At 36.2% G+C, this 19,477-nt stretch carries 28 protein-coding genes; 9 read left to right on the forward strand and 19 right to left on the reverse strand.

Annotated elements, in window-relative coordinates:
- On the reverse strand, positions 1–1,353 hold the full coding sequence (gene accC, locus NSQ69_RS20670; RefSeq protein ID WP_002015065.1) for an acetyl-CoA carboxylase biotin carboxylase subunit: 1,353 nt from the start codon (positions 1,351–1,353) through the stop codon (positions 1–3).
- Positions 1,354–1,369: 16 nt separating this feature from the next.
- On the reverse strand, positions 1,370–1,858 hold the full coding sequence (gene accB, locus NSQ69_RS20675; RefSeq protein WP_002129047.1) for an acetyl-CoA carboxylase biotin carboxyl carrier protein: 489 nt from the start codon (positions 1,856–1,858) through the stop codon (positions 1,370–1,372).
- Positions 1,859–2,329: 471 nt separating this feature from the next.
- On the opposite strand from accB, the gene NSQ69_RS20680 reads away from it, so the two are divergent.
- The gene (locus NSQ69_RS20680) at positions 2,330–2,527 is read left to right on the forward strand and encodes a hypothetical protein (RefSeq protein ID WP_012261697.1); all 198 of its coding nucleotides are present in this window, start codon (positions 2,330–2,332) and stop codon (positions 2,525–2,527) included.
- Between the two features lie 58 nt (positions 2,528–2,585).
- Here NSQ69_RS20680 and NSQ69_RS20685 read toward each other — a convergent pair whose 3' ends face one another.
- Genes NSQ69_RS20685 through NSQ69_RS20725 form a run of 9 tightly spaced genes read right to left on the reverse strand, consistent with a single transcriptional unit; the run spans position 2,586 to position 8,107 of the window.
- Entirely contained in the window at positions 2,586–3,242 is a 657-nt protein-coding gene (locus tag NSQ69_RS20685) for a SpoIIIAH-like family protein (protein WP_002015062.1), read from the reverse strand.
- A 15-nt stretch (positions 3,243–3,257) separates the two neighbouring features.
- Positions 3,258–3,920: a stage III sporulation protein AG gene (gene spoIIIAG / locus NSQ69_RS20690; protein WP_002088572.1), complete on the reverse strand. Its 663-nt coding sequence runs from the start codon at positions 3,918–3,920 to the stop codon at positions 3,258–3,260.
- Complete coding sequence (gene spoIIIAF, locus NSQ69_RS20695) at positions 3,910–4,542, reverse strand: stage III sporulation protein AF (RefSeq protein WP_002015059.1); 633 nt, start codon at positions 4,540–4,542, stop codon at positions 3,910–3,912. Before spoIIIAF ends, spoIIIAG begins: the two co-directional genes overlap by 11 nt.
- 12 nt (positions 4,543–4,554) lie before the next feature.
- The gene (gene spoIIIAE / locus NSQ69_RS20700) at positions 4,555–5,727 is read right to left on the reverse strand and encodes a stage III sporulation protein AE (protein WP_002033983.1); all 1,173 of its coding nucleotides are present in this window, start codon (positions 5,725–5,727) and stop codon (positions 4,555–4,557) included.
- Between the two features lie 10 nt (positions 5,728–5,737).
- Entirely contained in the window at positions 5,738–6,121 is a 384-nt protein-coding gene (gene spoIIIAD, locus NSQ69_RS20705; RefSeq protein ID WP_078172833.1) for a stage III sporulation protein AD, read from the reverse strand.
- A gap of 23 nt (positions 6,122–6,144) precedes the next feature.
- Positions 6,145–6,348, reverse strand: coding sequence for a stage III sporulation protein AC (gene spoIIIAC / locus NSQ69_RS20710; protein WP_000020914.1), 204 nt, complete (start codon positions 6,346–6,348; stop codon positions 6,145–6,147).
- A 14-nt stretch (positions 6,349–6,362) separates the two neighbouring features.
- Positions 6,363–6,878, reverse strand: a complete 516-nt coding sequence (gene spoIIIAB / locus NSQ69_RS20715; protein WP_002088574.1) for a stage III sporulation protein SpoIIIAB — start codon at positions 6,876–6,878, stop codon at positions 6,363–6,365.
- Complete coding sequence (spoIIIAA, locus tag NSQ69_RS20720; protein WP_002088576.1) at positions 6,872–7,798, reverse strand: stage III sporulation protein AA; 927 nt, start codon at positions 7,796–7,798, stop codon at positions 6,872–6,874. Before spoIIIAA ends, spoIIIAB begins: the two co-directional genes overlap by 7 nt.
- Before the next feature lie 27 nt (positions 7,799–7,825).
- Positions 7,826–8,107, reverse strand: a complete 282-nt coding sequence (locus NSQ69_RS20725; RefSeq protein ID WP_000816054.1) for a YqhV family protein — start codon at positions 8,105–8,107, stop codon at positions 7,826–7,828.
- A gap of 178 nt (positions 8,108–8,285) precedes the next feature.
- Between NSQ69_RS20725 and NSQ69_RS20730 the strand changes: the two genes are divergently transcribed.
- A complete protein-coding gene (locus NSQ69_RS20730) occupies positions 8,286–8,867 on the forward strand; it encodes a GNAT family N-acetyltransferase (RefSeq protein WP_002129049.1) in 582 nt (193 codons plus the stop codon).
- Positions 8,848–9,168: a hypothetical protein gene (locus NSQ69_RS20735; protein ID WP_002129051.1), complete on the forward strand. Its 321-nt coding sequence runs from the start codon at positions 8,848–8,850 to the stop codon at positions 9,166–9,168. The genes NSQ69_RS20730 and NSQ69_RS20735 overlap by 20 nt, the downstream gene beginning before the upstream one ends.
- A 35-nt stretch (positions 9,169–9,203) precedes the next feature.
- Here NSQ69_RS20735 and efp read toward each other — a convergent pair whose 3' ends face one another.
- The 4 genes from efp to NSQ69_RS20755 are packed head-to-tail and all read right to left on the reverse strand — an operon-like array spanning position 9,204 to position 11,830.
- Positions 9,204–9,761, reverse strand: coding sequence for an elongation factor P (gene efp, locus NSQ69_RS20740; protein WP_002129052.1), 558 nt, complete (start codon positions 9,759–9,761; stop codon positions 9,204–9,206).
- Positions 9,762–9,782: 21 nt separating this feature from the next.
- Positions 9,783–10,844: a Xaa-Pro dipeptidase gene (gene pepQ, locus NSQ69_RS20745; protein WP_002015050.1), complete on the reverse strand. Its 1,062-nt coding sequence runs from the start codon at positions 10,842–10,844 to the stop codon at positions 9,783–9,785.
- A 4-nt stretch (positions 10,845–10,848) separates the two neighbouring features.
- A complete protein-coding gene (gene aroQ / locus NSQ69_RS20750) occupies positions 10,849–11,289 on the reverse strand; it encodes a type II 3-dehydroquinate dehydratase (protein WP_002015049.1) in 441 nt (146 codons plus the stop codon).
- Between the two features lie 55 nt (positions 11,290–11,344).
- Positions 11,345–11,830, reverse strand: a complete 486-nt coding sequence (locus tag NSQ69_RS20755) for a YqhR family membrane protein (RefSeq protein WP_002015048.1) — start codon at positions 11,828–11,830, stop codon at positions 11,345–11,347.
- Positions 11,831–12,074: 244 nt separating this feature from the next.
- Between NSQ69_RS20755 and NSQ69_RS20760 the strand changes: the two genes are divergently transcribed.
- Both NSQ69_RS20760 and NSQ69_RS20765 read left to right on the forward strand, forming a co-directional pair.
- Entirely contained in the window at positions 12,075–12,995 is a 921-nt protein-coding gene (locus NSQ69_RS20760) for a DUF1385 domain-containing protein (protein ID WP_002015047.1), read from the forward strand.
- A 79-nt stretch (positions 12,996–13,074) separates the two neighbouring features.
- A complete protein-coding gene (locus NSQ69_RS20765) occupies positions 13,075–13,476 on the forward strand; it encodes an SA1362 family protein (protein ID WP_002129056.1) in 402 nt (133 codons plus the stop codon).
- 78 nt (positions 13,477–13,554) lie between these two features.
- Here NSQ69_RS20765 and NSQ69_RS20770 read toward each other — a convergent pair whose 3' ends face one another.
- The 3 genes from NSQ69_RS20770 to splB all read right to left on the reverse strand — a co-directional run bounded on the left by NSQ69_RS20770 (position 13,555) and on the right by splB (position 15,843).
- Entirely contained in the window at positions 13,555–14,202 is a 648-nt protein-coding gene (locus NSQ69_RS20770) for an HAD family hydrolase (RefSeq protein WP_002129058.1), read from the reverse strand.
- 53 nt (positions 14,203–14,255) lie between these two features.
- Positions 14,256–14,684 carry a transcriptional regulator MntR gene (gene mntR / locus NSQ69_RS20775; RefSeq protein ID WP_001143080.1) on the reverse strand — a complete coding sequence of 143 codons (429 nt, stop codon included), beginning with the start codon at positions 14,682–14,684 and terminating at the stop codon, positions 14,256–14,258.
- A gap of 133 nt (positions 14,685–14,817) precedes the next feature.
- Positions 14,818–15,843 (reverse strand): spore photoproduct lyase, encoded by a 1,026-nt coding sequence (gene splB, locus NSQ69_RS20780; RefSeq protein ID WP_002067092.1) that lies wholly within the window; start codon positions 15,841–15,843, stop codon positions 14,818–14,820.
- Positions 15,844–15,999: 156 nt separating this feature from the next.
- Here splB and NSQ69_RS20785 point away from each other — a divergent pair, with 156 nt between their 5' ends.
- The 3 genes from NSQ69_RS20785 (at position 16,000) to NSQ69_RS20795 (ending at position 18,034) form a co-directional block, all read left to right on the forward strand.
- On the forward strand, positions 16,000–16,317 hold the full coding sequence (locus NSQ69_RS20785; RefSeq protein WP_000556081.1) for a PadR family transcriptional regulator: 318 nt from the start codon (positions 16,000–16,002) through the stop codon (positions 16,315–16,317).
- A 5-nt stretch (positions 16,318–16,322) separates the two neighbouring features.
- Positions 16,323–16,994: a DUF1129 family protein gene (locus tag NSQ69_RS20790; protein WP_002138305.1), complete on the forward strand. Its 672-nt coding sequence runs from the start codon at positions 16,323–16,325 to the stop codon at positions 16,992–16,994.
- Between the two features lie 200 nt (positions 16,995–17,194).
- Positions 17,195–18,034: a hypothetical protein gene (locus NSQ69_RS20795; RefSeq protein ID WP_002129063.1), complete on the forward strand. Its 840-nt coding sequence runs from the start codon at positions 17,195–17,197 to the stop codon at positions 18,032–18,034.
- A gap of 28 nt (positions 18,035–18,062) precedes the next feature.
- Here NSQ69_RS20795 and NSQ69_RS20800 read toward each other — a convergent pair whose 3' ends face one another.
- A complete protein-coding gene (locus NSQ69_RS20800) occupies positions 18,063–18,899 on the reverse strand; it encodes a lipoate--protein ligase family protein (RefSeq protein ID WP_002015039.1) in 837 nt (278 codons plus the stop codon).
- A 170-nt stretch (positions 18,900–19,069) separates the two neighbouring features.
- Between NSQ69_RS20800 and NSQ69_RS20805 the strand changes: the two genes are divergently transcribed.
- The gene (locus tag NSQ69_RS20805; RefSeq protein WP_002015038.1) at positions 19,070–19,453 is read left to right on the forward strand and encodes a rhodanese-like domain-containing protein; all 384 of its coding nucleotides are present in this window, start codon (positions 19,070–19,072) and stop codon (positions 19,451–19,453) included.
- The last annotated feature ends 24 nt before the right edge of the window (positions 19,454–19,477 follow it).

Below are 19,477 nucleotides of genomic sequence, written 5' to 3' on the forward strand. Positions count from 1 at the left end.
TCACTGCGTCACAAGTTCATGCTCTTCCAAAAATTTCGTGTTAAACTCACCTTTTACAAAATCAGGATGCTCTAGCAATTGCAAATGGAACGGGATTGTTGTATGTACGCCTTCAATGACAAACTCACTGAGCGCTCGCTTCATTTTTGCAATTGCCTCTTCACGTGTTTTTCCGTGAACAATTAATTTAGCAACCATCGAATCATAGAAAGGTGGTATTGAATATCCCGGATATACAGCTGAATCGACGCGAATACCAAATCCGCCTGGTGGTAAGTACATTTCTACTTTACCTGGAGATGGCATAAATTTTTTGGCAGGGTTTTCCGCATTAATTCGACATTCCATTGCCCAACCATTAAATTGTACTTCTTCTTGCTGTAACGATAACTTTTCTCCAGAAGCAACAAGAATTTGTTCTTTAATTAAATCCATCCCTGTTACCATTTCAGTAACTGGATGTTCAACTTGGATTCTCGTATTCATCTCCATGAAATAAAAGCTTTTCGTTTTATATTCATAAATAAACTCAACCGTACCAGCACCTGTATAATCAACCGCTACCGCCGCTTTAACTGCTGCCTCACCCATTTGCTTGCGAATATTCTCATCAAGTGCAGGTGATGGACTTTCTTCTAATAGTTTTTGCAGACGGCGCTGAATTGTACAATCACGCTCTCCTAAATGAATGGCATTTCCATGTGTATCTGCCATTATTTGAATCTCAACATGGCGGAAATCTTCAACGTACTTCTCCAAGTATACACCAGGGTTCCCAAAAGCGGTACTGGCTTCTTGCTGTGTAATTTGAATTCCTTTTACAAGCTCTTCTTCATGGCGCGCAACACGAATACCTTTTCCGCCGCCACCTGCAGTCGCTTTAATGATAACTGGATATCCAAGTTGATTAGCAAGCTCGATCGCTTCTTCGGTATTTTTAATAATCCCTTGTGAACCTGGTACAATCGGAACCCCTGCTTCTTTCATTGTATCACGTGCAACGTCTTTTGTGCCCATCTTTGAAATGGCTTCTGGGCTTGGACCGATAAAAATCAAGTTACACTCACGGCATAATTCTGCAAAATCTGCATTCTCTGCTAAAAATCCATATCCCGGATGAATTGCATCACAACCTGTTAATTTCGCAACACTAATAATGTTCGTCAAATTTAAATAGCTTTCTTTTGAAATCGTTGGTCCAACACAATACGCTTCATCTGCAATTTGCACATGAAGTGACTCTTTGTCTGCTTCTGAATAAATTGCAACTGTTTCAATATCCATTTCTTTACAAGCACGAATAATTCGTACAGCAATTTCCCCACGATTGGCTATTAATACTTTTTTTATCATCACAAAGACTCCCTTATTACGCTTTTACAAGAAATAGCGGTTGTCCATACTCAACAAGCTGTCCATTATTAACAAGAATTTCAACAATTTCGCCCTCTACATCTGCGTCAATTTCGTTAAATAATTTCATAGCCTCAACAATACATACGATAGAATCTTTCGATACTCTGTCCCCAACACTTACATATTGAGGTGTATCAGGCGAAGAAGAGGAATAAAATGTCCCTACCATCGGTGATGTGATTTTATGTAGGTTTTCATTTTGAACAGCTGTCTTCTCTTCTTGTTTTGGCGCTTCTACTTGCGCTGCCGCTACTGCTGTTTCTACTTCGACAGATGCTGCTGGCTGTACTACCTGTTTCGTTACCGGTGCTTGCACAGTAACTACTTCATTACCACGTTTTTTCATTTTGATTGTTGTACCGTCTTTTTTGTATTCAAATTCATCAATATTAGAGCTATCAATTAATTTAATTAATTCACGAACTTCTTGAATTTTAAACATGTAAAATCCACTCCCATACTCTTGTTTGTCCCGTTTTTACAGATTGGCATCAAACTGATTTACTGTAAAAATACGATGCATTCTATTAGAAGATTTATTCCTATGACATTTACTAATAGAAATATTTACTATTCCCATCTTACGCTAAATTTTTTAAACATTCCAATTTATATTTCTTTATTATAAATCGAAATTCCTGTAAAAATATTATTCCACTAAAAAATTATTACCTAGTAATAATACCAAGTTTCACACGAAATTGGCAAGACCACTTCCTAAAAAACATTCTTTACTTTTTCAAAACTGCAAAGTGTAAAAACGTAATTCCCTCAGCATTCTTCATTTTATCTACGGTAAAAAAACATATTTTTACCAAATATTATTTTTTTGTTTACGCGCCGTTCATTCTTCCTTCATAAAAGAATAGTATGTTCAAAGTGTAGCAAATTTATTGTAGTGAGGTGCGGACATATGATATGGCTCATCCTGTTCTTGCCTGCCGTAGTGATTTGGACATTGGTCCTCTTCATTCACGTCAAATCTGGAAAAACTAATCACCATCATCACGAACCATTAATCTTTTACTCACAGCGTATTTCCCCGTTTCCAATTGAAAATACTAAATACAACTGCAAAGATGAAATAGAAAAAAGCTATCGAAAACGATAGCTTTTTTCTATTATTCTTTTATCTAATTTGAAGCAGCAACACCTATTATAATTTCAATTTATTTTACTGATGGATCAAATTTCACACCTACATCTTTTGAACCACCTTCACTTCTTACGAGCTGAATAATTTTATTTGCTTCTTTTTGTGAATGCTTTGCCGATTTAACAGTTACTTTAATGTCCGTTCCATCAGCTCTTACAAGAGCATCCTTATATCCGCCTTGAGATTTAATCACTGTCTCAAGTAATTGTTGCTTCGTTTCCATCGTAGTGATTGCATCAAGATTATCTTTCGCTTTACTCTTTTCTTCTGCTGAAGATTTTGATGACTTCATTACATTTTGTAACTTTTCTTTCTCTACACTACGCTGATCTTCCATTTGCATACGTAGCGCTGTAAAATTCTCATCGCTTGATTGAACTGTTACGCTAGCCTCTTTTTTACTTGTTTCTTTTTTGTCATTCTCTTTTTTGTCTGTTTCTTTATTTGTAGTTTCCTTGCTTGTATTTTCTTTTGTTGTCTCTTTATTTGTAGTTTCTTTCGTTGTTTCTTTTGTAACTGCTTTATCAACACCTTGCTTTTCTTGTCCCATCTTTTCACCCGTTGCCGGTGCTGCTGTATTCATTTTATCAGGAGTTGTTACGTAATAAACAGATAGTACAACCACTAAACTTAACATCGTTAATAGCCAAACCGTTTGTTTTTTTAACACTTTATTTCCTCCCTATCAATTTTTCGGTGATACTGAAACGCGATGAGCTGGTACATCTAATAATCGCGTCACAGCTTCTTTTACCATTGCTTTTATTTGTATATTATCCACTCCCTTTGCTACGACCAGAACACCTCGTACTTTCGGTTTCTCTGTTCGCAAAACAATTGGAGTTTCTTTATCACCTTCACGTATAATGACTGTCTTTTCATCAAGAGACTCGTCTTCTACTTCCCTTTTCCCGCCTGCTTTATCAGTTTCACCTGTCGTTTGTGAACGTTTTACTGTATTTTTCTCGAGTATTTTTTCTTCAGATGAATCTAAGTTCACTTTAATAGTTACATCTTTTACTCCGGCTATCTCTTCTAAAGAAGCTTTCAATTCTTGTTCATACGCTTTTTCGTATTTTTCTACATTTGACATATTATCATTGTTTTTTTGACCGAAAGTTGGTACATCTTTATCTTGGCTTTGACTTGTCTTTTCTTTAAACACAGGCACTTCTTCTTTTTTAGGTGATAAGAAATTACTAGAAAACATAAGCGCAATCCCAAGTATGAGTAGGACAAGCAAAAACTTAGGTGTTACCTTTTTCCCCTTCTCATTACTTTCTTTTCCATCCCCATTTAATAAGTTTCGAAAAAATGAGAACCTCGAATTTTTATCTTTATTGTCCATTTACGCTACCTGTCCTCCCTTCCATCTGAACTTGGATTTGTTTATCCTCTAGTTGCCACCTGCTTGAAAAGAAATCTTTCATTTCTACATTCGTTTCTTCTATTTTTTTTGGAGGTTCTTTCATATTAATTTCAATTGGCTTTACTGTTTCGATTGCATCATTTTTACTACGTTCTTTTTCTTTCAACGTCACAACAACAGATTGAATATCTTTCGCTGACTTTACTTCTTCTGCATGTTCCACTGCGACTATTTGTATTTCAGAGACTGTCATACCATACTTTTTCTCAAACTCTTTTCCTACGTCTTTTTTCATTTTGGTAGCCATCTCTTCTAAACTATATGCACGTGTTAGAGCTTGTATTTCTTTTTTCTTCGAATCTATCGAATTTTTTACAGATCCATCTGCTACGTACTTTTCCTCATTGAAATTTGCGATAACTTCATTTACATCTGTTTGTAACAACTTAAATAGAGGAGTTAAAATTAATACGACTAACAATAGACTTACAACGAATTTAACGTACTTTTGCAAATTTGAATTTGGAAGAATAAGATGAAGCATTGTCGCTAAGAGTAAAAAAACGATAATATTTCTAATCCACTCTGTAACAAATTGCATACTCTTCACCTCCTACCGCATCATGAGAGTAATGTTCCCGGCAGCAATAATAATTGTGATACTTAAAAAGAACATAAATGATACGATAGCTAAGCAAGCAAATACGTAAATGATACTTCGTCCAATGATATCTAAACATTGAATAATTGCTCCTCCGCCTACCGGTTGCAATACTGCTGCTGCGAATTTATAAATAAACGCGATACAAAAAATTTGAATCGCTGGGAAAGCGACAATTAAGCATAAAATAACGAGCCCGATAATTCCGACTGTGTTTTTTAATAATCCAGATGCACTAATAACAGTATCCGCCGCCTCAGTAAACATCCTTCCTACTACAGGAATGAAGTTTCCTGTTACAAATTTAGCCGTTTTCACAGCTATACCATCAGCAACGGCTGACGCTGTTCCCTGTACAGATAATACGCCTAAAAAAACCGTCAAAAAGATACCAATAATCCCAACACTAACGTTTTGCAAAAGCTTGGACAATTTCGTAACTTTATATTGATCACTCATCGTGCTTACAATACTTAATATAGTTGCAAGTAATAAAAGTGGTAGAACGATATAGTTCATAAGAAGCCCACTCGTATTCATTAAGAAAATGATAATCGGATGAAAAAACGATACAGAAACAACACCGCCGCCTGTTGCTATGAGTGCGAGTAAAATTGGTAATAACGCTAGTATGAAATCTACCATTGTTTGTATCGTCTCTCTTGCATATGTCATGACGACATAAAAACTATTTAAAGCGAAAATAATAAGTACCATGTATACGACTGCATCAGCGATTTTACTCACGCTACTCTTTGAAAAAGCAGATTGCAACGATTGCAACAATGCACTGAAAATCGTGAGCATAATGAGCGTTCCAAGTAACTTTCCATTTGCAACAAGCTCATGAAATAAATATTTTAGTAGACCTATCATCCACTCTTTTATGGAGAACTCTTTTTCTCCCTTTACAAACTCCATAAAGCTTCCTTTTTGACTCTCTGGTAAATAGCCTCCATACTTTGTAACAAGCCCGTCCCAAAATTGCTTCACATCTTCAATTCCGAGCTTATCCAATTGTTGATCAACGACGTTTGTTTCTATAGGAGAAGCTTGTACAACAATCGGTAAAGAAAAGAAAAGGAAGCAAGCAAATAATAGCTTAGCTCCAAACTTCCTCAACATTCACTCCCCCTTATCCCGTAGGTAAAAAACCGAGAATTGTTTCAATTACAACCGTCAAAATAGGAATTGCCATGACGAGAATTAAGATTTTCCCAGCTAATTCAATTTTCGAAGCGATTGCACCTTGACCAGCATCCTTTGTAATTTGCGCACCAAACTCAGCGATATAAGCAATCCCTATAATTTTCAATAACGTTTCTACATATACGTTGCTAACCTTCGCTTCACTCGCCACTCTCTCAATCATTTGTAAAATAGAATGAATTTGATCGATTAAGAGAAGAAACATCATGCTACCAATGAACACAATAAATAACGATGTAATACTAGACTTATGCTGATTTAAAACAGCAGCTAAAAATGTAGCAACGAGGCCTAATCCGACAATTTGTATAATTTCGATTCGAACCGCCTCCTTTACTGGAAGAGAAAGACACTTTTAATCTTGTCGAATAGAGTATTAATTAAAAATGCAACATGAAACAAAATAACGACAAAACCGACAAGGATAACCCAATTTGCAATATCCTCTCGCTTTAATTCTTTTAGTACAGTATGAATGAAAGCTAAAACAATGCCGATTCCGGCGATTTGAAATATTAATCCAACATCAATGGACATCGCCTTTCTCCCCCCTATAGCAGTAAAATTACGATAAGTAGCCCTGCTAGTACCCCTAAACTCTTTATCATTTTTTCATATTGTAGTTGTAATGCTTTCGCTTCTCCTTCTTCTCTCTCCAAATGTGTAATACATAAGCGAATATGTTTTTGCTGTGATTCACGATCATGTTGTCCAAGTGTTTCACCAAATTGTTGTAAGATTTCATACTCGGTTTGTTTAAACGCCGTTAACGTCCAGTTCTCCTTCAAACTATCAATCCAAGCTTCTCTAACTGTTTGCTCCCCGTCCTCTAGCCGTTTCGAAAAGCTTTGAAATATCCAATTTAACGGCTTCGGCATTTGTTTGACTAAACGCTCTGCAGCCTCAGATAACGGCGTGTGTCCATACATAATTTCAGCTTCTAATGATTGCAATGCTGCCTTCAATAACCTAAGTTGCCGCGGTCTCTCACTGTACCTTTTAGCGTATGAAAATCCGAAAAAAGTGCTAACAGCAACTATTAATACCGCACCAAATATTTTCACCATACGCCTTGAACCTTTCTATGGGATAATACTGGTTTTCCATCTCTATCTTTCACTTGCATAACTGTTCCTGGCCCTCTCGCTTTTGATAATTCCACAAACCTATCAAATACACCAAGTTCCAGCACCGCCTGTAACGATGGACGTTTCACAACGTCATCATAAGAAAATCCATGTGCACTTATAAAAAGCTGAACACCTGCATGTACCGCCTCCATAATCGCTTCACTATCTTCTTTACGTCCAATTTCATCTACGATTAATATGTCTGGGCTCATAGAACGAATCATCATCATCATTCCTTCAGCTTTTGGACAAGCGTCTAATACATCTACTCGCACGCCAAAGTCATATTGCGGGATTCCTTTCACACAACCCGCAATTTCTGATCGTTCATCAACAATCCCCACTTTACATGAAGGAATTTTCGAAGCACTTACACCTTGACTCATACAGCGTGCTACATCTCTTAAAAGTGTTGTTTTCCCCGTTTGCGGTGGGCCAATTACCATCGTGTTTAACCATCGCGATTCATAAAGATATGGCAGAAGCGGCTCAGCAATCCCTATTTTTTGACGGGCAATACGAATATTAAAAGAAGAGACATCCCGAATCATTTTCACTGCACTTTTTTCTGTAATGACTTTTCCAGCTAGGCCAATTCTATGTCCTCCTCGTAGTGTCACATATCCACGTTTCAATTCCTCTTCCATCGTATAAATTGAGAATTGGCTTAATTTATTCAATAAATGGATCGCATCTTCCGCTGTAGCGATATAGTCATAGAAAAACACTTCTCCATGTGCGATACACTCTAGTGGCCTTCCAATTCGAACGCGAATTTCCTCTAGAGTATCGTATTGTTTACAGCCTTCAACTAACTGTTTCATCGTTTTCGGTAAAACTTCTAATACTTCTTTCATAAGCTTCTCCCCACTATACTCGACTTACTATTTCAACAACGCGATAAAAATGCAGCCAATTCCAAGTGCTAGAAAAAAGAGTTTCAAGAAAGAAATCTCACTTGCTACACTCGCTATGCCAATTGTCATTGTTAAAATTAATACGGTCGGTCCAACAAACGCCAACATACCATTTATAAACAATGCTTTCTTCGCATCATTCACGTAAAGCATAAGCAGAGCGGCGAATATTTCCGCGCTTCCTGAAAACAACCGAAGTAACCCCATAACAAGCACGGATGTTTCCATTGCCGCTAGCCACTGTTTCATTCTCCCACCTTCTCCCATAACAGTTACTACTTCCTTATTCTGAAAAAGAATATATTTGTACAACCATATGCAGAGGTTGTCTATTTCAGAAGTAAAAACATAATTTTTCTCTATCGACTTTATAGAAAACTGAATATTCTCATTAATATATGGTATATTTAATAGAAAAGGAGCATAGATGATGAAGCAAGTTACTTTACTACCACTCGATTTACGATATGCAAATGTGCTTTTTGAGCTATCAAGCAATCCACATGTAAAAAATGCATTAGGGATAAAAGTAGAATCAGTGGAAGATACAAAGGCGTTCATTCTTTTTGCAATTGGAGAGGAACGAAAAAAACACTCCTTATCAAGAGTGATTGTAAGTGAGGAAAATGAAATAATTGGCCTCACGACACTTAAACATATTAATTACGAACAAAAGCACTCACATATTGGAAGTTGGCTCGGCTATCAATATTGGGGAAGAGGATATAACGAATCTGCGAAAAAAGAGATCTTTAAAATCGCTTTTTTAGACTTGCAACTTACATACGTATTTGCCGGTGCTAAAACGAATAACATTCGCTCTTTAAAAGCACAAGAGAAACTATCTTACATTTCATTACATGTGGAAAAACAATTTCCAGACGTACACGCTGCTTTGGAGAAAGAAGTAAAATCACCTTGCGTACTGCATGTTGTATCATGCGAAAAATTTTCAAATTGGTTGGAAGTACAAAATGAGGGGGGAAAATATGAAAGGATTGAAAATTAGTTTAACAATTGTAGTAGAATTAGCTATTATTTATCTTTTTTCAAAAATGGTCGGCTGGTCATTTATGGAGAGCTTTTTCCTTGGCAGTCTAGCAATATTTGCAATTACGTGGTTAATTATTATGAGTACCTTTAGAAATAACAATATGGATCATGCAACGAATAAAACTTTTACCGGTATTGAAACTGGTGAAATACGCCCGTTTCAAATTGTTTTGACTCCATATATTATGGGTACCCTTTCACTCGTCACAGTTAGTTTTGCTATAACTGCAATTTACTATCTGCCCTATTTCCTATAAAAAAAGCACTCGTGATAATCACGAGTGCTTTTCTACTATGCACGAGAAACGTATTTACCTTCACCAGTGTTGATGATAAGCATTTCGCCTTCGTTAATGAAGATTGGTACTTGTACAACAAGACCAGTTTCTAATTTAGCTGGTTTTGTTACGTTAGAAGCTGTGTCACCTTTAATACCAGGCTCTGTTTCTGCAACTTTTAATTCAACTGTGTTCGGAAGTTCAACACCAAGTATTTCATCTTGGTATGTCATAATAGATACTCCCATGTTTTCTTTTAAGAATTTTAATTCACGCTCGATTTGGTTTTCACCAAGTTCGATTTGCTCATAAGTTTCGTTATCCATAAATACGTGAGACTCACCGCTCGCGTATAAGTATTGCATACGACGGTTTTCGATGTGTGCTTTTTCTACTTTTTCACCTGCACGGAATGTTTTCTCTTGAACAGATCCTGTGCGAAGGTTACGTAGTTTAGAGCGAACGAATGCAGCACCTTTACCTGGCTTTACGTGTTGGAAATCCATTACTTGCCAAAGGGCATTGTCCACTGAAATTGTTAAACCTGTACGAAAATCGTTTACTGAAATCATGTAAAAAAATCCTCCTGTGTATTACAAAATAATAAGTTCTTTTGGTGATTTCGTTATTACTTCATTACCTTCACTTGTTACAATGATATCATCTTCAATACGTACCCCGCCAACACCTGGAATATAAATACCTGGTTCTACTGTTACAGCCATACCTGGTTCAAGTACTGTATCAGAACGGAACGCTAAACCTGGTGCTTCATGGATTTCAAGACCGATTCCATGACCAGTAGAGTGTCCGAAGTATTCACCATATCCTTTTTCCGTTATGTAATCACGCGTTAATGCATCAGCCTCACGACCCGTTAAACCAGCTTTAATACCGTTCACACCACGTAGTTGTGCTTCTAAAACAATATTATAAATTTCTTTTAATTTATCAGATGGTTCACCGACTGCAATCGTACGAGTAATATCCGAGCAATATCCTTTGTAATAAGCGCCGAAGTCTAATGTAACGAAATCTCCTTTTTCTATCACTTTTTCAGATGCCACGCCGTGCGGTAATGCCGAACGAAGACCTGAAGCAACGATAATATCAAACGAAGAAGATGTTGCTCCTTGTTTTCTCATGAAAAATTCAAGTTCATTTGACACTTCAATTTCAGATACTCCCGGGCGAATGAATGATAGAATATGCTCAAAGGCAGCATCTGCAATCTGTGCAGCTTCCTTTAATATCTTAATCTCTGAATCAGTCTTTATCAAGCGTAACTTTTCTACAAGCCCAGAAGTTGGGATGAATTCAGCTTCGATCGCTTCATTATGCGTTACGTAAGAGCTATATGTAAGAGTATCTTGCTCAAATCCTAGCTTTTGAATTCCAAGTTCTTTAACTTGTTTCGCAACTTCATCAAGAATTAATCCTGCATGCTGCACTATTTCGTATCCAACCGCTTGCTTACTAGCTTGCTCTACATAACGGAAATCTGTAATAAATAGAGCACGCTCTTTTGAAATTAGTACAACACCAGCTGTTCCTGTGAAATTCGCCATATATCTACGGCTATGTTCATTCGTTAATACGATACCGTCAATACCAGCCTCATCAAACGCACTTCTTAATCTCTCGATCTTTTCCATTACTTTATGCCTCCCTCAATTTCTCCATTAATGCAAATAACGCTAACTTATAGCCATAAAAACCAAATCCAACAATTTGTCCCGCACAAACAGCCGCCGTCACAGATTCGTGACGGAACGATTCACGCTGGTGAATGTTAGAAATATGTACTTCAATAACAGGAATCGAAATGCTCGCAATTGCATCTCGAATCGCATAGCTATAATGCGTAAATGCTCCAGGATTTAAAATGATCCCTTCATATATATCTTCAGCCTCATGAAGACGATCGATAATAGCACCTTCATGATTCGATTGGAAACATTCTAACTCCACTCCCATTTTCTCTGCTTCGTGTTTCATATCTGTTTCAAGCGTCGCTAACGTTCCTTTTCCGTATACATTTACTTCCCTAACGCCAAGGCGATTTAGGTTAGGACCATTTACGAGGAGTAACTTTTTCATTTTCTTAAAACTCCTTAATATTAAAAAATGTCTATACGACATTTTAACATAGGAATCACTTATTTGAATAGTTTGTCTTCTCGACCCCTTCTCCTCTATTTGTATTATTCGATTCGAATGCTACAGAATACGAAATAAAAACACCATATAATATAAAGATACATATTGTCGTTACAATTGTTTCTTTCGGTAAATGGAGTGCACTTTTAATAACAGGTGCCATTAGCCCCATCCCCAAAAATAATAATGCCCACCAAAACAAACCGTATAGTACGCCAGGGAATACTCCTTCAAACTTTTTAAAAAGGGCTTTATAGAGAAATGCCACTAAAATTGAAAGAAGTCCCATACAAACGATACCTAGTACATTTCCCCAAACCCCTTCTTTCCAATCTCCAAATGCAAACGGTAAAAGTAAATAGTTAGGTCCAGCTTCTGTAAATGAGAATATATGAAGGAAATACCATATACCTCCCCAAAATAAGCCACCAAATAAACCAATTTGTACAAAGTTTCTTATTGTTGATTGTTCTTGATTCACATTGACACCTCCGCTCACTAGTATGCCCGAAACTATTTTGAGGCATGTTTAAATCCTGCAAAATTTGTCTATAAAAAGAATAAGAAATGTCCGACTCTCGTAACATTTTCCCTTGTCATCTGCCTGTATTTGTCGATAAAATAAAGGAAACTCGGTGATTGTCTTATTTCAAGATGACAAAACCAAGTATGACAATTGCCTCTTTTTCTACATAAGAGAGAAACAAATACAGGTTGGTGTTAACATGGCAGAAGAGTCAAAACAAATATATGGCGGGCAGGCAGTCATAGAAGGAGTTATGTTTGGCGGTAGAGAATATACTGTTACAGCGGTTCGTCGTAAAGATAAATCGATTGAATTTTATCGTTTACCACGCGTTCGTAATAAAGCATTATCTCTACTAAAGAAAATTCCATTTTTACGAGGTATTGCCGCTATTGTGGATGCAAGTGCGAATGGAGCGAAACATTTAAACTTTGCTTCAGAACGATTTGATGTCCACCCAGAAGAAGATGAACAACTTGCAAATAAAAAAGAAGAACAATCAAAATTAACGATGGTATTAGGAGTTGCAGCAGTTGGCGTTTTATCGTTCATATTCGGTAAAGTAATTTTCACAGCAGTTCCTGCACTTTTAGCTGAATTAACGAGACCGATTTTCCCATCTCATACAGGGCAAATCATTGTCGAAAGTGTCATTAAGCTCATGCTATTATTGAGCTATATATACTTCATTTCTTTAACCCCACTTATTAAGCGGGTATTTCAGTACCACGGTGCGGAACATAAAGTAATCAATGCTTACGAGAATAACCTTCCACTGACTGTAGAAAATGTTCAAAAGCAAACTCGCCTCCATTATCGCTGTGGCAGTAGCTTTATAATATTTACAGTCATTATTGGAATGTTTGTTTATTTCCTAGTTCCTACAGATCCACTTTGGGCAAGGGTAGTAAACAGAATTTTATTAATTCCAGTTGTTCTCGGCATTTCTTTTGAAGTATTACAATTTACCAATCGATTACGAGATGTCCCTGTTTTGCGAGTACTTGGATATCCAGGATTATGGCTGCAACTATTAACAACGAAAGAACCAACAGATGATCAAGCGGAAGTTGCAATCGCATCGTTTGAAGAATTATTACGTTTAGAAAACAAACAATAATTATTTAAAAATGGTGTTCAACTCCTTTCCTCATCGTTAATATACTAATTTTAATATATGTTTTTAGGAGGTGTCCCTTATGAACGGTCGTTCGTTTACATTCGCTATATTTGTGCTTATTATCGGATTAGCAATATTCGGCCTTGTTTCATCTGTTATTACAGATCCAATGGGAGTATTGAAAAACATTGGTATCATGTTAGCTGTCGTCGGTATCTTTTACTTACTCTACAAAATGTTTACAAACTCTAGTGGTTCTGCAAATTCGCAAAGCTCATATAAGCGTGCAGCGAAACAATCGAACCGCAAACACGGGAAACAAAATGTAGCACCCCTAAGTAATTCTTTCTTGAAACGAAATGCTTCTGATGACAAGGGGAAAAAGGGTAATTCTCCATCGTTGAAAAGAAAAAGAAAACAATCTCATTTAACTGTCATTGAAGGTAAAAAAAACAAAAAGAAAGACCGTGCTTCCTTTTAGGAAATACGGTCTTTTTTATCTCAATTAGTATGGGCAAATAATCAGTGGGGATGAGAAAAGCCCCGACTGATTAAAGTTTCACTTTATATGTTGAAGTACTTCTTTCAAACTTTTATCTTTCATACTTTCGATACGAAGGTGATGGTTTTCAAATTGTAAATTTCTTGTCACATCATTAGGTACGACGACACATTTTAATCCTGCTGCAATTGCTGCTTTCAATCCATTTAATGAATCTTCAAATACAACAGCTTCCGATGGTTCAACTCCTAATTCTTCTATCGCAACTTTATAAAGAGCTGGATCTGGTTTTACTTTCTCGACATCTTCTCTCGTTTTAATCACTTCAAAATACTCTCTAATCTGTAACTCTTCTAAAAAAAGAACGACCCACTCTCTAGATGAGCTAGAGGCTAATGCGATTTTTAATCCAAGTTCTTTCGCTTCTTCTAAATATTCTTTTACACCGTCACGTGCTTTCGGTATTTTCATTTTTTCTTTATGTAAAGTTGTTACTTTTTCCTTTAATGTATGCTCATTAAACTTTTCTTTTAATTGCTCTTTTAAATATGCATAAAGCACTTCATCTGTCGTTCCAATACATTTCGCAAATTCCTCTAAAGGTAACTCGCTGCCGTATTCACGAACAGCATCTCTGAAAGAGTGAAACCATATTGTTTCTGTGTCCACAATTAATCCATCAAAATCAAAAATAATCGCTTTCATGATTCTCCCGTCCTTTTCGATTGAAATAAAAAAGGAAACGCCACACGTTCCCCTTAATTACTTTTCTCTTCATTTGCTTTTTGAACACCACGAAGTGTTTCTACTCGAACTTCATCTTGTTCAAAGTATTGTACTAAATCACCGATACGGTCAATTGATTCCCAACTTAAATGATGTTCAATTCCTTCTACATCATTATAAATTTTGCTTTCATCCACACCGATAATGCGCATAAACTGTTCTAACAATTCATGACGATATACGAGACGTTCTCCGATTTTTTTACCTTTTGATGTTAATACAAGCCCTCTATATTTTTCATAAATTAGATATTCGTCTTTGTCTAATTTTTGTACCATTTTTGTTACAGAGGATGGATGTACACTAAGCGCTTCAGCAATATCAGATACACGGGCATAACCCTTTTCATCAATCAACAAATAAATTTGTTCAATATAATCTTCCATACTAGGGGTAGGCATCGGTTTCCTCCATCCAATTTCATTTTGCTTATTCCGTACGAAGCAATCAATAAAATGATACACCAGAAAGAATAACGTGACAAGGTGGAAACGAGCCTAAATATATAAAACAAAAAAAGAATCCAGATTCCCCTTATGTAAAATATTGAATTTCTGCATCGGGAAAATACTCATATATATAACCTCGTATTGTTTCTTCCAATACTTCTGCATCATCCTTTTGATATACATATTTCCCAATACCGTATCGTCCCCATTTATATTTCCGCTTCTCTTCATCCATTTCAAGTTTCGTATTCGGATAACGTTCTTGAATGACTTTTTTGGCTGGTTTCGTAAAACGATGTTGAATTAATTCGAACGTTAAATTTGGTATCGTCATGTCTTTTAACTCATTGTACAATCGTTCAAACAATTCACGGTACCCTTCTTCCCACCCTTCATGCATATAAATTGGCGCAACAATAAAGCCAAGAGGATAATTAGCCCCCGCTACTTTACGAGCGGCCTCAATTCGCTCTTCAAATGGCGATGTCCCTGGTTCAAAATTTTTAATCACATAACGTGAATTAATACTAAATCGAAAACGCGTTTTCCCATTATGCTTTGCATCTAATAAATGATCAACATGCGAATATTTCGTAACGAAACGTAAACGTCCATGTTCACTTTCTCCGATAAACTCTATCGCCCGCTTTAATGCATGTGTCAAATGATCAATTCCAACGATGTCTGATGTACACGCAGCTTCAAATCTTGTTATTTCAGGGGCCCTTTCATCCATATATTGCTTTGCCTTCTCAAAGATTTCATCTAGATTCACATACACCCTTACGTAAGGTTTACTCCCAAGTGTCGTTTGCAAATAACAATAATGACAATGTCCCATACACCCTGTTGCAAGCGGAATTGCATATTCAGCTGAAGGTTTTGATGTATCGAACTTTAACGTCTTCCTCACCCCAACGACAAGTGTTGCTTTTGCATTACGATACTTTTGCAATTCATTTTCCCCTGGAAAATTTCTAATTTGATTGTGTGATGTCGTTTCACGAATTTCTAATCCCATCTTCGTAAACTTCTCATAAAGCTCTTTTCCAAGCGGATATTCGAGTGCCCTCGGTTCAAAGTAAACGAGTTTTGGCATAAATGGTTTCATGTGCTTCCCTCCTCTCGTTAGTATGGGAAGCACATGAAAATTAACACAGATTAAAGTTTTCCACTTCAGTAACTTGCGTTGCAAGTTACTGACTGTTATAATTTAGATAACAGCTACCTTGCAACGCAAGTTACCTGGATAAAAGGTGGTGAAATCATGCACAGCCAAATGTTAAAAGGTGTACTAGAAGGTTGCATTCTATATATCATTTCACAAGAAGAAGTGTACGGATATGAACTAAGTACAAAATTAAATAAACACGGCTTTACATTCGTAAGTGAAGGAAGCATCTATCCTTTATTGTTACGCATGCAAAAAGAGAAACTTATTGAAGGAACATTAAAAGCTTCCTCACTCGGTCCAAAACGAAAATATTATCACGTAACCGATAAAGGATTAGAACAGCTTGAAGAATTTAAAAAAAGTTGGGGAATGGTTTCAACGACGGTAAATAACTTATTACAAGGGGAGTGATAGGGATGAAGGCGCAAGACATGGTTGAATTGAACAATAAAAAACGCGAATTTCTAACACCTGAAAACGAAGCTGCTTACGGTGATATGTTAGTATATCTTCGGTTATCTAATGTACCCGAACATCAAGTAGAAGAACTTTTATTAGAAATATTAGATCATCTCATCGAAGCACAAGCAGAAAATAAAAATGCTTATGATATTTTCGGAAATGATTTACGATCTTACTGTGATGAACTTATATCAGCTTTACCAACCCAAACAAAGCTAGAAAAAACTTCTTTAATCGGTTTTATTATTAGCTTACTTCTTGCTATACAGTTTGGAATAGATGCACTTGTTTCGACTTTCATTTTAATCTTCGGGAAGAATATCGAACAATTAAGCCCAGCTTTTAGCATCCCTGGAACCACTTTGTTCGTTTCACTTATTATACTAGGCATACTTTTCATTTTATATTTATTAAAGCGCTATTCCTTTGATCAAAAGATGAATTGGAAAAGAAGGATTCTATTTGGATTTGCATTTGCTACTCCATTTTGTTCAGCTGTATTTTTAAATGTCTATTTCAAAAAACAACCTTATCTCATTTATCATCTAACCTTTTGGCAAAACGCTTTAATCGCTATTCTATTTTATATTTTATATAAATTACTATACAAAAAATCAAATTTTTAACAGCCCTTCAAACGGCTGTTTTTCTTCTGTATAATTTTACAAATTGAAAAATTTCATAAAGAAAATAAGAAAAATGCAAAATAATTAAAGTTAATTGTTGACGTGATGCTTTTATTATCGGTATCATAAATCTTCGTGAGCAATTATTTTTCGTTATACGATTTTTTTATTATTACTGAATTTTTGAGAGGAGAAATTTGATGTCAGTTAAGAAGAAAACGCAAGTACGCACCGGCAAAATGGTACGTGAACTAATGTTAGCAGACGAAGATGTAAATGCTTCGCTAATTATGGTATATAGTGAAAACGGTGTAAACGCAGAAATTAAAATCGAGGGCTTAACGCCAAAATGTAACGAAGAATTATTTTTGAGCGGAAACGTGGATTGGAACAAGAGTGTTATTTATAAAATTGTTGATTTCACTGGGAACGCTGAGGTTGGTAAAGTTACATTAACAGCGATGAACAAAAACAATGTTTCTCTAGAAGTTGAACGCGTTATGTGGAGCAAAGAAAATAAAGAAGCTGCTGAGCAAGAAGAAACAGTTGTAGAAGCTACTCCGAAAAAAGAAGTAGTTGTAGAAGCTCCAAAAGCAGTTACACCTGCTCCAAAGCCTATTACGCGAGTAGAAACACCTGCTGCACCTAAACCTACTCCGGTACCAACGCCGAAGTCAGTAAGTGTTGAAGCAGCTACAGAACTATCTACTCCAGCACCTGTGAAAAAAGCAGTACCTACTCCAGTTACAAAGCAAGAGACAGCACCGGTTACTCCTGTAAAACCGAAGCAACCTGCTTTGACTGAAACAAATACAAAACTACAAGAAAATTATGTTAAACTTGTGAAAAAGACAATTGAAGTTTGTCAAGATTACGAGCTTGGCATCGACATAGATGATTCTATTGAAGGATTAAAAAAAGAGCTACAAAGCCAAGGTATTAGCGTTACATTCGACAAAGAAATTATGGACGTTGTAAATCGCCTTCGTTCTTTACAAGATAAAGGAATCAAAGTAGAAAAAGTACTTAATTTACTATAAAAATAAGGAGATGGCGGTCGCCATCTCCTTATTTTTTATAATTCCATTCATTACTTTCATACTTCTCTTTTGCTAAAGTTTGAACTTCATGAAGCTGTTCTTCTGTTAGTTCATACGGCACAAGCTCTATATCTAAACCTTTTTCAAATCCAGTTTCAAACGCTTTAATTAACTGTTCAATCGTAAATGTGCGGTCTGTTAATTCATTAATCGCTACCGCTTTAGAAGAAAACATGTTTTTCATACGCTCTTTTACTCGCTCATTTGGGAATAAAAATAGGTCGTATAACTCATCTAAATCTATTTCTAACGGAATAGAACCGTGTTGTAAGATAACACCTTTTTGACGTGTTTGGGCACTACCCGCGATTTTTCTTCCTTCAACTACAATCTCATACCAAGATGGTGCATCAAAACATACTCCTGAACGCGGATTTTTTAAATTCTCACGATCCGCTTCTGTTTTCGGAACTGCATAATACGCTTCTAATCCTAATGCCTTAAAACCGTCCAATAAGCCTTGCGAAATAATTCGGTATGCTTCTGTAACTGTTTTTGGCATATTCGGATGATCTTCAGACACAATAACACTGTACGTTAATTCTTTGTCATGTAGTACACCCCTGCCGCCTGTTTGACGACGAACGAATCCATATTTCTTTTCGTTAACTACATCCATATTTATATCTTTTTCAACACGCTGGAAATACCCGACTGTTAATGTTGGTACTTCCCATTCATAAAAACGAATTGTTGGTGACATTTTCTTTGCACTTTGCCAATTTAATAAACATTCATCTAACGCCATATTAAATGCTGGTGAACATTGACCAGAGTTAATATAACACCATTTTTCTTTTCCCATCCTGCACCTCATATAACCAATTATTTTTCACATTCTCTAGTCTACCAAATTCGACAAAATTTGTGAAAGAATACGAAATTTCTTCTTATATACAAATGAATCTGTTGCATAAATACATATGGGCATTATAATATTGAAAGTAGGATAAGAAAAAAGGGAGCGATAGAATCGTGTCAACAAACTTGATTATTATACTAGCCGCAATTGCAGCATTCATCGGCTACACTGTATGGATGTATTTCTATCAGAAAAAATTAATTAAAACACTTTCAGAAGATGAATTTCGCGCTGGCTACCGTAAAGCACAGCTTATCGATATTCGCGAAGCGGATGAATTTAACGCGGGACATATTTTAGGTGCGCGTAACATTCCATTATCACAAATTCGCCTTCGCCACAAAGAACTTCGCCAAGATCAACCGGTTTATTTATATTGCCAAAGCGGATTCCGTACAGGTCGTGCAGCTCAATACTTAAAAAAACAAGGCTACACAGATTTCTACCAATTAAAAGGTGGATTTAAATCTTGGTCAGGAAAAATTAAAAAGAAATAATATACAAAAAACTAGCTGCACGAT

Origin of the sequence: Bacillus sp. FSL R10-2201, from assembly GCF_038008665.1 — a bacterium.
In the GTDB taxonomy this organism is placed as follows: domain Bacteria; phylum Bacillota; class Bacilli; order Bacillales; family Bacillaceae_G; genus Bacillus_A; species Bacillus_A mycoides.